The organism is Bacillus solitudinis (assembly GCF_002797395.1).
Taxonomy (GTDB): domain Bacteria; phylum Bacillota; class Bacilli; order Bacillales; family Bacillaceae_D; genus Halalkalibacter_A; species Halalkalibacter_A solitudinis.
This window is the reverse complement of record NZ_KZ454943.1, coordinates 1402723-1414565: the sequence shown is the minus strand read 5'-3', so window position 1 is coordinate 1414565 and position 11843 is coordinate 1402723. Positions and strand designations below refer to the sequence as shown.

Here is an 11843-nt window from a genome sequence, read left to right as displayed (position 1 = left end):
CCGATGTTAACAAAACGTATTATTCCATGTTTGGATGTGAAAGATGGACGAGTGGTAAAAGGCATTCAGTTTGTTGACCTTCGCGATGCAGGTGACCCTGTTGAACTTGCTGCGTTTTATGATGAGCAGGGAGCTGACGAGCTTGTCTTTCTTGATATTTCTGCGTCTCATGAAGGACGAGAAACGATGGTTGAAGTGGTGGAGCAGGTGGCCGGAAAGCTTGCGATTCCATTTACAGTAGGAGGAGGTATTAATACACTTGAGGACATGAAGCGTGTGCTTCGTGCAGGAGCGGATAAAGTATCTTTGAACACGGCAGCTGTTAATCGTCCCGAATTGATAACTGAAGGAGCCGATTTCTTTGGTTCCCAGTGCATTGTTGTCGCGATTGACGCCAAGTATGATGTTGAACTTGGATCATGGCGAATCTACACTCATGGCGGACGAACCCCAACAGAGTGGGAAGTAACCGATTGGGCGAAAGAAATTGTTAAGCGCGGTGCTGGTGAAATCCTGTTAACGAGCATGGATCAGGACGGAGCAAAAACAGGCTTTGATATTAAACTAACAAAGGCAGTTAATGATGTTGTGAGTGTTCCCGTTATCGCTTCAGGTGGTGCAGGAAGCAAGGAATGTTTTTCTGAGGTCTTTAAAGAAGCAAATGCGGATGCGGCATTAGCAGCGTCGATTTTCCATTACAAAGAAACATCCGTTGCTGAAGTAAAAACGTATTTAAAAACGGAAGGTGTGGAAATTAGATGAGTATTGAATCTATTACATTTGATGAAAAAGGGTTAGTTCCTGCGATTGTTCAAGATGCAACAAGTAAAGAGGTACTCACACTTGCTTATATGAACAAGGAGTCGTTGGAGAAATCAATTGAAACGAGAGAAACATGGTTTTATAGTCGTTCACGCCAAGAGCTTTGGCATAAGGGTGCAACTTCAGGTAATACACAGAAAATTTTAGATATCCGCTTTGATTGTGATGCGGACGCGCTAATCGTTCTTGTTGTGCCAGCAGGTCCTGCTTGTCATAAAGGAGATTATACATGCTTCTCCGATTCGCTTTTAGGAGAGACAGTTAATGTGAATCCAACGAGGTTTGCAATTTTGGATGAACTTGAACAAACAATCGCCAAGCGAGAGGTGGAAATGCCAGAAGGTGCGTACACAACGTATTTATTTGAAAAAGGTGTCGACAAAATCTTGAAGAAGGTTGGCGAAGAAGCAGGCGAAGTCATTATTGCCGCAAAGAACCGTGACCCAGAGGAATTAAAGTGGGAGGTAGCCGATTTGCTTTATCACACATTGGTTCTATTACGAGAGCAAAAGCTGCCGCTTGATGATGTATTAGCTGTTTTAGAGGAACGCCATAAGCCGAAAAAGGCAGAATAAGAGACGGAATGGCTCCGTTCACTACCCGCCTTGCGATGAGAAACCCACTCATCGTGAGGCCACTGAAAAACCCTTTGAAAGCATTTCGAGGAAGCAGTAATGGTTTCACTCGTTGCGCGCCTTGCTATGAAAAAACCACTCATAGCAAGGCTTTTCAAAACCGGGCAACGGCTCCGCGCATTACTAAGAGGGCACTGAAAAAGGAAAAGCACCCTTTTTCAGTGCCCTCCTCATCGTAAGGCTTTTAAAAGATACGTCTCACAAATTGTCAAAGGGTTAGGTAGGATATAACCAATTTTTTAAGACTATAAGTTCTGGAGCGCTTCTAGTAGAGAAGGTTCTTCTAGCAACCAAGAGCATTGCTTAAAGGGCCATTGAAAAAAGGTGAAAATCGCACCTGGCAATGGCTCCTATCGTCGCTCATTGCTTTAGAGGGACTAAAAAAGTTGAAAGTCGTACCTTTTTCAGTCCCTCTAAAGTACCTCATACTGAGTGATTTAATAGCATCCTAAAATTATTGAGATTTATGGACTGCTATCATTCATATAAATGATGTATACTAGGACTTATGAATGAAAAGCTGGAGGGAATTAACTTCATGGATGTGACCCATCAAAACGAACAAGAAAACCGCAAGATTGTTCCTTTTTTTAGAAGCGGGGATTACTTTTTTCACCGCGGAATTGTTGCTTATCGTAAGAATCACTTACAACGTGCGGTGAAGCTTTTTGAACGTGCTGTAAAGCTCACCGAAAAAGAGCCTGTCTTTCATGTTCAATTGGCGGCAGTCCTTTCTGAGCTAGGTGAATACGATCGGTCTAACGATATTTTGACAACAATTTTAAAGGAACAGGGTGATGGGCAAGCAGAGTGCTATTTTTTTATGGCTAACAATTATGCATACCTAGGACTTTTTGAAAGAGCAGAAACGGCAGTCGAACGGTATTTAAAGCTTTGTCCTGATGATGAATTTACCGATGATGCACGCGATCTCTTAGAACTTCTTCAATTTGAGCGCGGCGATCAAGAAGATTGGGATGAATTTGAAGAAGAGTCTGAGGAATTAATTATCGATCATGAGAAGGCGCGAACGCTTTTAAGTAAAGGTGAAATTAAGGCGGCGATCCCTGTCTTACAATCGATAATTGAAACGTATCCTACGTGTTGGGCAGCTCATAATCATTTAGCCGAGGCGTATTATCGAGACGGAAATGAGAAAGCATTTGATGTTTGTGAAGAGGTCTTAAAAAACGACCCAGGAAATTTATTTGCCATTTGCAATTTAGCATTATTTTACTCTATGGGTGGGGATACTGAACAAGCAGCGAGGTTTATCGCCGCGCTTCGTTATGTGTACCCATTAGATGTAGACCATCATGTTAAAGTTGCTCAAGTCTTATGTGCCGTTGGTGATTATCAGCAAACCTTTGAACGATTAAAGGTTGTCGAAGGGTACATACTCGATAACCGACCTGAGCTCTTATTCTGTCTTGGGATGGCGTTATTTCATAAAAATCAAGTAGAGAAGGCAGAGCAATATTGGAAACGTGCAGGCGGACACGGACATATTCTAGCAAAGAAATATGTTAAACAAAGTCGACAAGGATGTTTAGATAAAAATAGTCTCAAATATCATATTTGGGAACGGAATGATATGTAAGCAGATGTATGGACAGCGAATATAAAATTGGATACGATATGAATGGAATTAGAGCTGAACGAATGCCTTAAGAAACGTAGCAAGGAGTGAAGGAAAATGAGTGAAGAAAAAATTTACGATGTAGTCATTGCTGGGGCAGGCCCTGCTGGAATGACTGCTGCAGTTTATACGTCAAGAGCTAATTTGAGTACAATTATGCTTGAGCGTGGAATTCCAGGTGGACAAATGGCTAACACCGAGGATGTTGAAAATTATCCTGGGTTTGACCATATTCTAGGACCTGATCTTTCAACGAAAATGTTTGAGCATGCCAAGAAGTTTGGTGCGGAATATGGGTATGGTGATGTAAAAGAAATTATTGATGAAGGTAATATCAAAGTAATTAAAGCTGGAACGAAAGAATACAAAGCTCGTGCTGTTATTGTCGCTACGGGTGCTGAATACAAGAAAATCGGGGTACCCGGTGAAAAAGAACTAAGTGGCCGCGGTGTATCGTATTGTGCCGTTTGTGACGGGGCTTTTTTCAAAGGGAAAGAGCTAGTTGTCATCGGCGGAGGAGACTCTGCAGTTGAGGAAGCTGTCTATTTAACTCGTTTTGCCTCAAAGGTGACTGTTATTCACCGTCGCCAAGAGCTACGCGCGCAAAAGATTCTTCAAGACCGAGCATTTAATAATGAAAAAATAAGTTTTATTTGGAATCATGTTGTCAATGAGATTAATGGTGAGAACGGCAAGGTGGCCTCGGTTACAATTGAAGATAGGGAAACAGGCGAGCAGCAGGAGTTTAAAACGGACGGTGTCTTTATTTATATTGGGATGCTTCCACTAAATCGCAGTGTCCAGAATCTTAACATTTTAAATGAAGAAGGGTACATTGTGACCAATCAAGAAATGGAAACAAAAATCCCCGGAATTTTAGCGGCAGGAGATGTCCGAGAGAAGTCATTACGTCAGATTGTGACAGCTACAGGTGATGGAAGCTTAGCTGCTCAAAATGTCCAACATTACATCGAGAGTTTAGAATCCTAAATCAAACTTAATAAAAATTGGAAAAACGTAATTCGCTCTTAATCAGACTGTAACAGTCATGAAATAAAAATGGGTTATTATAAGGTTAAGTAATTGACCCCCTTTTTTATATATTTAGCACGGACGACATAGTCCGTGCCCTTTTTTTATCATCAAACCTACAACGTGTATTAACCCCAATGACCTTTAACTTTTTAATAAAATAAATAAGTCACATGATGTTCATGAAGCTTCCTAATCCTTGTAATTGTGACGACATGAAAATGATCGTATAATATAAGTGTAGGAACGTGAGGTGAAGTCATTGCAAAGAGTCGCGAACTGTTTGTTAGTGAATGGAAGTCAAGCATTATTGCTCCAAAAGCCAAGCAAAGGCTGGTGGGTAGCTCCCGGCGGGAAAATGGAGATAGGCGAATCAATAAAGGAATCGGTCGATCGAGAGTTTCGAGAAGAAACAGGCCTTCATTTGAAAAACACGATCTTAAAGTCCGTCATAACGATGGTTGTTAAAGATAAGGAAGAAGTTCTATCTGAATGGATGATGTTTACGTTTAAAGCCACAGGATTTGACGGGAAACAATGCAAGGAGTCTCCTGAAGGAATATTAAAGTGGGTTGAAATAAAAGACATTCTCTCCTTACCAATGGCAGAGGGGGATGTGTATTTGTTTCGCCATTTGCTTGAAGGAGAAGGTGTGATGTACGGAACATTTTACTATTCACCGGATTTTAAATTACTTTCTTATCGACTTGATCCTAAACCAGACTAACAGGTTGATGTAAGGTACTAAGTTCGTTATCAACCCAAATTCTTAAAGAGAAGGTGAGTTCATTGACGACCAATCAAGAAGAAATACAAATCGTAATCATAACCGGAATGTCTGGGGCCGGAAAGACCGTAGCTGTACAAAGCTTTGAAGACTTAGGGTACTTTTGTGTCGATAATTTACCACCTGCTCTTATACCGAAGTTTGTTGATTTGATAGAAGGATCAAATGGGAAGATGAACCGGGTTGCCTTAGTTATTGATTTAAGAGGCCGGAAATTCTTTGAGCATCTATTTGAAGCCATTGATACGATTAGTCAGTCACCGAATATTAAATTGAAGATGCATATTTTGTACTTGGATGCAAAAGACGCGAAGCTTGTCCAACGCTATAAGGAAACAAGGCGGTCACATCCACTTGCGAAAAACGGTCTTCCTTTAGAAGGAATTCGTTTAGAGCGTGAAATGCTTGAGGAAATGAAAGGCCATTCTCAGCAGATTATCGATACAACAGATTTAAAGCCGATTCAACTAAGAGAGAAGATCATTCAACGTTTTGCGTTAACGGAGCGTCATCCCTTTACGGTGAATATGGTGTCCTTTGGGTTTAAATATGGAATACCAATTGATGCTGACCTTGTATTTGATGTTCGTTTTCTACCTAATCCACATTATATTGACCATATGCGTCCAAAAACAGGGTTAGATGAAGAGGTATCTTCGTACGTGCTAAAATGGTCCGAAACACAGCAGTTTAATGAAAAACTTCAGGACTTATTAAACTTTATGCTCCCACAATATAAGCGTGAAGGTAAAAGTCAGGTTGTTATTGGAATTGGATGTACAGGAGGAAAGCATCGTTCTGTGACACTCGCTGAATACTTTGGTGAAACCTTTTCCGATGAGTATGTGATGCATGTAAGTCATCGTGATATCGAGAAGGGGAAGGAAAGGGTTACGTGAGGGATAAAAAGATTGTTGTTATTGGAGGAGGAACCGGTTTATCGGTTCTGTTAAGAGGTTTAAAAAATTTCCCTGTGTCAATTACGGCAATTGTAACAGTGGCTGATGACGGAGGTAGCTCAGGTAGACTTCGCAAAGAATTAGATATTCCACCACCTGGCGATGTACGTAATGTTCTTGTTGCTCTTGCGGAGGTTGAACCGTTAGTTGAAGAGTTATTTCAACATCGCTTCGAAAATGGAGAGGGGCTAACAGGGCATTCTTTAGGAAATTTATTGTTAGCTGGAATGACGTCGATAACAGGGGACTTTGCAAGAGGCATTACTGAACTAAGTAAGGTTTTAAATGTTCGAGGGAAAGTTCTTCCTTCAGCAAACTGTAGCATTGTGTTGCATGCTGAAATGGAAGATGGATCTTTTGTAAGTGGAGAGTCGAAAATTCCACTTGAGGAAAAGAAAATTCGTCGTGTGTTTTTAACACCTGAAACGATTCAGCCCTTGCAAGAAAGTTTACGAGAAATTCAAGAAGCTGATTTGATTGTTTTAGGACCGGGAAGTTTATATACAAGTGTGCTACCGAATTTACTGGTGCCTGGGATTTCTGAAGCGATTCGCAACTCTAAGGCAAAGAAGATTTATATCTGTAATGTAATGACCCAGCATGGGGAGACCGACTATTACACAGCTGCTGACCATTTAGAGGCGATTTATAGTCATTGTGGGGCGGGGTTAGTGGACTGTATCCTTGTTCATGGTTCAACCGTATCTACACAAGTAAAGCAACGATATGCAGAGGAACAAGCGCTTCCCGTTCTCGTTGATACGGATAGGTTGGTAAAGTTAGGGGTGGCAATCATCCGTGATCATTTTGTAATTGAACAGGATCATATGCTTCGTCATGATGCAATGAAAGTGTCTAAAGCACTGTTAAAGGCCGGAGAACTGGCGAAATAAAAAATAACTAGGTTACGTGGAGGGAAACCGAATTTGGTTTCTCTGTACGCTTGAACAAAAGGGGTGAGAGACCCGTGTCCTTTGCTGCTACGACTAAAAAGGAATTAACACAGATAGAGTACACTCTTTGCTGTGCAAAGGCTGAATTATCAGCACTTATACGTATGAATGGGTCACTTTCGCTTGGAAATCAACAGATTGGGTTGGATGTTACAACTGAAAACGCTGCCATTGCTAGGCGGATTTATACGCTTATCAAAAAGCTGTATCCGACAATGTATGTCGAACTTCTCGTTCGTAAAAAGATGCGTTTGAAAAAGAATAATGTATATCTCGTTCGGATATCACAAGAAGCTGAAATGTTACTTAGAGATCTTGGGATTTTGGGAGAAGGATACACCCTAACGCGAACGATCCCACGGGTTTTAATAGAAAAGACATGCTGCAAGCGTGCATACTTACGGGGGGCTTTTCTAGCTGGGGGTTCAATAAATCATCCGGAGACCTCTTCGTATCATCTTGAGATTTTTTCCCTTTATGAAGAACATAATACATCTTTGTGTGAATTAATGAACGAATTTCAATTAAAAGCAAAAACATTGGAACGTAAGAAGGGGTTCATCACGTATATAAAGGAGAGCGAAAAAATCACCGAGTTTTTGAATATCATTGGAGCGCATCAGGCACTGCTTTATTTTGAAGATGTTCGAATTATGAAGGACATGCGTAATTCGGTCAATCGTCTTGTAAATTGTGAGACGGCGAATTTAAATAAAACGGTAGGTGCTGCATTGAGACAGGTGGAAAACATTCGTCTCCTAGAGCGTGAGATAGGAATTTCCCAATTACCACCGAAGCTTAGAGAAGTTGCAGAGCTACGGATGAAACATCAGGATGTTAACCTAAAGGAACTTGGGGAAATGGTTGAAAGTGGAAAAGTTAGCAAATCAGGGATTAATCATCGCTTAAGAAAGATTGATGAAATCGCAGATAAGATTCGCTCAGGACTACCTTTTGAGCTAAGCTAGCAGTAAGACATTATGAAAGAGGGGGAAAAAACATGGTTGAAAAACAAGTAGAGGTTAAGTTAAAAACAGGATTACAAGCAAGACCTGCAGCCTTATTCGTACAGGAAGCAAATCGATTTTCATCGGAAGTATTTATTGAAAAAGGAAATAAACGTGTGAATGCTAAAAGTATTATGGGGCTCATGAGCTTAGCTATTTCTCAAGGCGCTGAAATTACACTGATCACAGACGGCAAAGACGAAAGTGACGCTCTAGAAGCGCTAGCTAACTTTATTGAAAAACAGTAACTTGACAATTAAATACCTACCTTTTAATAGAAAAAAACCTGGAGAATACATTCACCCAGGTTTTTTTGCTTTTATTTATGTTGCATTTGATGCAGAGATAATATCGTCGATAAGACCATATTCTTTTGCTCTTTCAGCTGTCATGAAGTTATCACGGTCTGTGTCGCGAGCAATGACTTCAATTGGTTGACCAGTGCGGTCAGCTAAAATCTTATTTAAGGTTTCGCGCATTTCGATAATACGGCGAGCATGAATTTCGATATCCGAAGCTTGACCTCGTGTACCACCAAGCGGTTGATGAATCATTACTTCACTATTTGGTAGTGCGTAACGCTTGCCTTTTTCACCAGCTGCAAGTAGGAAAGCCCCCATAGAAGCTGCCATACCGATACAAATTGTTGATACTTTCGGCTTAATAAAGTTCATTGTATCGTAAATCGCCATTCCAGCTGTAATCGAACCACCCGGACTATTAATGTATAAAGAGATATCCTTATCAGGGTCTTCGGCATTTAAGAAAAGTAGCTGTGCAACAATTGAATTGGCAACATTGTCATCGATGCCACTTCCTAGCATAACAATACGGTCTTTTAAAAGACGTGAGTAAATATCGTAAGCGCGTTCGCCTCGATTTGTTTGTTCAATAACTGTAGGGATTAAGTTCATGTGTAAATCCTCCTCATTTCGATTAATTAATAAACTAATAAAGTGTGCGCAAAAATTACTCACACGATAGGGCAATGATTTCATTGCTCCGAGACTGGTTAAAAAGGGTATGCTTTTTTAACGATCTCTGTTATGTACATCATACTCAAAAGGTCAAAGAAGGTCAAATAATAAACCTTCCTAAGAAGATGCTGCTTATAAGTATAAAACAACTTCTCTCTATATACTATTCACGATTGAGTGTTCTAAACCCTTCTTCCATCATATCCGTTTTTTTACTAAGTCAAACTTAAGAGTTATGACTAATGACCAATTGCTTAGTGAATTCACTTTTAAGAAAGGTAACTGTGTCATAAATTTCGAGAACCATGCTATGATGAGAGTGGGAAATGCAGAAAATGGTCCGATAGAGGCTTTGAGCAATTAACCAACCGAATATATAGTAAGTACAGAGTAAATACTTAGTAGTTAGAGAGTGAATGGAATTAACCACTCTCTTACGATATAATTGAAAGTCTTATGAATAGGAGTGGAAACTTAAATGGTCAATCTTAAATTTTTTTCGAAAACACAATGCCCATTATGTGATAAAGGTCTAAAGATAGTTCAGGAATTACAAAAAGAATTTTCTTTTCAAATTGATGTGATTGATATTTATGAAGATGATGAATTATTAGAAAAATACCAAGTAATGATACCAGTTGTAACGATAAATGATCAGGAAATTGATTTTGGTCAGCTCTCAAAGGAAACAATGAGAAAGGGCTTACAAGATAAAATTGGGTAATTTTATCTTGTGATTCGGTCACTTCCTTGTTAAAATAAAAAAGGAGATAAGGTTTTGGTCTTTTTTTTACACCTAGTCGGGACAAAAAATGTCTATGCGGGACATATAAAGTCCCCTATATTAGTTAAGGAGTTTTCTCTCTATGCGGGTATTATTAGACATTCAACAAAAGTTATTACCTGATGTTTTAGATGTGATGGTCAAACGCTATCGAATTCTTCAGAATATTCGGGTGATGCAACCGATTGGGAGACGAAGTTTATCTTCTAACATTCAGCTCTCTGAGCGAGTGTTGCGTAGTGAAGTTAATTTTCTAAAAGAACAAGGGCTTGTGCTTTTCGCAAGTGCTGGAATGAGTATTACGGACGATGGTGAAGTACTGCTCATTCAATTAGAGGATATGATGAAGGAATTGCTTGGTTTACGTTCTCTTGAAACGGAGCTTGAAGAAAAGCTTGGAGTAAAGAAAGCATTAGTTGTATCAGGCGATAGTGACATTGATAGTTGGGTCAAGCATGAGATGGGACGCGCATGTATAAGCGAGCTGAAGGAAAAACTATCAGCAAAAGATATTATTGCCGTTACCGGTGGCACGACAATTGCAGCGATAGCTGAAATGATGACACCGGATCCGAAGACGAAGGATGTAATCTTCGTTCCCGCAAGAGGCGGACTAGGAGAGCAGGTTGAAAATCAGTCGAACACAATCAGTGCTCAATTTGCTAGTCGATCGGGTGCACAATATCGAATGCTCCATGTGCCCGACCAATTAAGTGAAGATACGTATTCTTCTCTTGTATTAGAACCATCTTTAAAGGATATTCTAAAATTGATTAAATCCGCTCGAATTGTTATTCATGGAATTGGTGACGCCAAAACGATGGCCGTGCGTCGAGGATCTTCTGAAGTGTTTATGGAAAAGCTTGAACGTGAGTCGGCTGTTGCTGAAGCACTCGGGTATTATTTCAACCGTGACGGAGAAGTTATTCATAAGCAAAGAACGATTGGGCTTCAGCTAGATGAACTTGAGCTAAATAAGATTGTTGTTTCTGTGGCGGGTGGTTATTCAAAAGCCGAGGCAATTTTTGCTTATTTAAAGTATCGACCGAGTGATGTATTAATTACAGACGAAGCAGCTGCAAAAAAGCTACTTCAATTAAATTGAGATAAAAGGGTTTGCGCCCTTTTTGATATATTACATTCATTATTAGGAGGAATTTGTATTATGGCAACGAAAATAGGTATTAATGGTTTTGGAAGAATAGGACGTAATGTATTCCGCGCAGCACTTAAGAACCCTAACGTTGAGGTAGTAGCAATCAATGATTTAACAGATGCTAACATGCTTGCTCACCTTTTAAAGTATGATACTGTTCATGGCAATCTTGATATCAACATCGAAGTGAAAGATAACGCATTAGTTGTTGATGGTAAGGAAATCAATGTATCAGCAGAGCGCAACCCGGCTGACCTAGCTTGGGGAGATCGTGGAGTAGAAGTAGTTGTTGAATCAACTGGTTTCTTCACAAAGCGTGCAGACGCTGCGAAACACATCGAAGCTGGAGCGAAGAAAGTTATTATTTCTGCACCTGCATCTGATGAAGATATCACAATTGTTATGGGTGTTAATGAAGATAAGTATGATGCTGCTAGTCATCAAGTTATCTCAAATGCTTCATGTACAACAAACTGTTTAGCTCCATTTGCGAAAGTTCTTAACGACAAGTTTGGTCTTAAGCGCGGTATGATGACAACTGTTCACTCATACACAAATGATCAACAAATTCTTGACCTTCCACACAAAGATTACCGTCGTGCTCGTGCGGCAGCTGAGAACATCATTCCTACAACGACTGGTGCAGCAAAAGCAGTTGCTCTTGTATTGCCTGAGCTTAAGGGTAAATTAAATGGTGGAGCGCTTCGTGTTCCAACACCAAACGTATCTTTAGTTGACTTAGTTGCTGAGCTTGATAAAGACGTAACAGCTGAAGATGTAAATAATGTATTAAAAGAAGCATCAGAAGGTCCACTTAAGGGAATCCTTGGCTACAGTGAAGATCCTTTAGTTTCTAGTGACTATAACGGTAACCCTTCTTCTTCAACAATTGATGCTCTTTCTACAATGGTTATGGAAGGCAACATGGTTAAAGTTATTTCTTGGTATGATAATGAGTCTGGTTACTCTCACCGAGTAGTTGATCTTGTTGAATACATCGCTAAGCAAGGACTATAATCAAAGATAGGTGGAGTGAGGAGGATGACAAGGTCTGACTCCTTTTTCCGCTGTCATTAAAAAATATTGAGGGGG

Annotated in this window: 13 protein-coding genes; 12 read left to right on the top strand and 1 reads right to left on the bottom strand. The window is 40.1% G+C overall.

Annotation, left to right across the window (positions count from 1 at the left end; genetic code table 11):
- Positions 1–3 precede the first annotated feature (3 nt).
- From hisF to CEF19_RS06855, 9 genes are all read left to right on the top strand, one after another.
- Positions 4–762: an imidazole glycerol phosphate synthase subunit HisF gene (gene hisF, locus CEF19_RS06895; protein ID WP_100405412.1), complete on the top strand. Its 759-nt coding sequence runs from the start codon at positions 4–6 to the stop codon at positions 760–762.
- Positions 759–1397 (top strand): bifunctional phosphoribosyl-AMP cyclohydrolase/phosphoribosyl-ATP diphosphatase HisIE, encoded by a 639-nt coding sequence (hisIE, locus tag CEF19_RS06890; RefSeq protein WP_100405411.1) that lies wholly within the window; start codon positions 759–761, stop codon positions 1395–1397. The genes hisF and hisIE overlap by 4 nt, the downstream gene beginning before the upstream one ends.
- Positions 1398–1995: 598 nt before the next feature.
- Positions 1996–3057 carry a tetratricopeptide repeat protein gene (locus CEF19_RS06885; protein ID WP_100405410.1) on the top strand — a complete coding sequence of 354 codons (1062 nt, stop codon included), beginning with the start codon at positions 1996–1998 and terminating at the stop codon, positions 3055–3057.
- 96 nt (positions 3058–3153) lie between these two features.
- The gene (gene trxB / locus CEF19_RS06880) at positions 3154–4086 is read left to right on the top strand and encodes a thioredoxin-disulfide reductase (protein ID WP_100405409.1); all 933 of its coding nucleotides are present in this window, start codon (positions 3154–3156) and stop codon (positions 4084–4086) included.
- A gap of 304 nt (positions 4087–4390) precedes the next feature.
- Positions 4391–4855: an NUDIX hydrolase gene (locus CEF19_RS06875; protein WP_100405408.1), complete on the top strand. Its 465-nt coding sequence runs from the start codon at positions 4391–4393 to the stop codon at positions 4853–4855.
- Between the two features lie 62 nt (positions 4856–4917).
- Complete coding sequence (gene rapZ, locus CEF19_RS06870) at positions 4918–5814, top strand: RNase adapter RapZ (protein WP_100405407.1); 897 nt, start codon at positions 4918–4920, stop codon at positions 5812–5814.
- Positions 5811–6767: a gluconeogenesis factor YvcK family protein gene (locus tag CEF19_RS06865; protein ID WP_100405406.1), complete on the top strand. Its 957-nt coding sequence runs from the start codon at positions 5811–5813 to the stop codon at positions 6765–6767. Before rapZ ends, CEF19_RS06865 begins: the two co-directional genes overlap by 4 nt.
- A 74-nt stretch (positions 6768–6841) precedes the next feature.
- Positions 6842–7795: a DNA-binding protein WhiA gene (gene whiA / locus CEF19_RS06860; protein ID WP_100405405.1), complete on the top strand. Its 954-nt coding sequence runs from the start codon at positions 6842–6844 to the stop codon at positions 7793–7795.
- 32 nt (positions 7796–7827) lie between these two features.
- Entirely contained in the window at positions 7828–8082 is a 255-nt protein-coding gene (locus CEF19_RS06855; RefSeq protein WP_100405404.1) for an HPr family phosphocarrier protein, read from the top strand.
- A gap of 75 nt (positions 8083–8157) precedes the next feature.
- Here the strand turns inward: CEF19_RS06855 and clpP are convergent, their stop codons facing one another.
- Positions 8158–8832: an ATP-dependent Clp endopeptidase proteolytic subunit ClpP gene (gene clpP / locus CEF19_RS06850; RefSeq protein WP_264755124.1), complete on the bottom strand. Its 675-nt coding sequence runs from the start codon at positions 8830–8832 to the stop codon at positions 8158–8160.
- 457 nt (positions 8833–9289) lie between these two features.
- Between clpP and CEF19_RS06845 the strand changes: the two genes are divergently transcribed.
- The 3 genes from CEF19_RS06845 to gap all read left to right on the top strand — a co-directional run bounded on the left by CEF19_RS06845 (position 9290) and on the right by gap (position 11768).
- A complete protein-coding gene (locus CEF19_RS06845) occupies positions 9290–9535 on the top strand; it encodes a glutaredoxin family protein (protein ID WP_100405402.1) in 246 nt (81 codons plus the stop codon).
- A 142-nt stretch (positions 9536–9677) separates the two neighbouring features.
- On the top strand, positions 9678–10700 hold the full coding sequence (locus CEF19_RS06840; RefSeq protein WP_100405401.1) for a sugar-binding transcriptional regulator: 1023 nt from the start codon (positions 9678–9680) through the stop codon (positions 10698–10700).
- A 60-nt stretch (positions 10701–10760) separates the two neighbouring features.
- Positions 10761–11768: a type I glyceraldehyde-3-phosphate dehydrogenase gene (gene gap / locus CEF19_RS06835; protein ID WP_100405400.1), complete on the top strand. Its 1008-nt coding sequence runs from the start codon at positions 10761–10763 to the stop codon at positions 11766–11768.
- Positions 11769–11843: the final 75 nt, after the last annotated feature.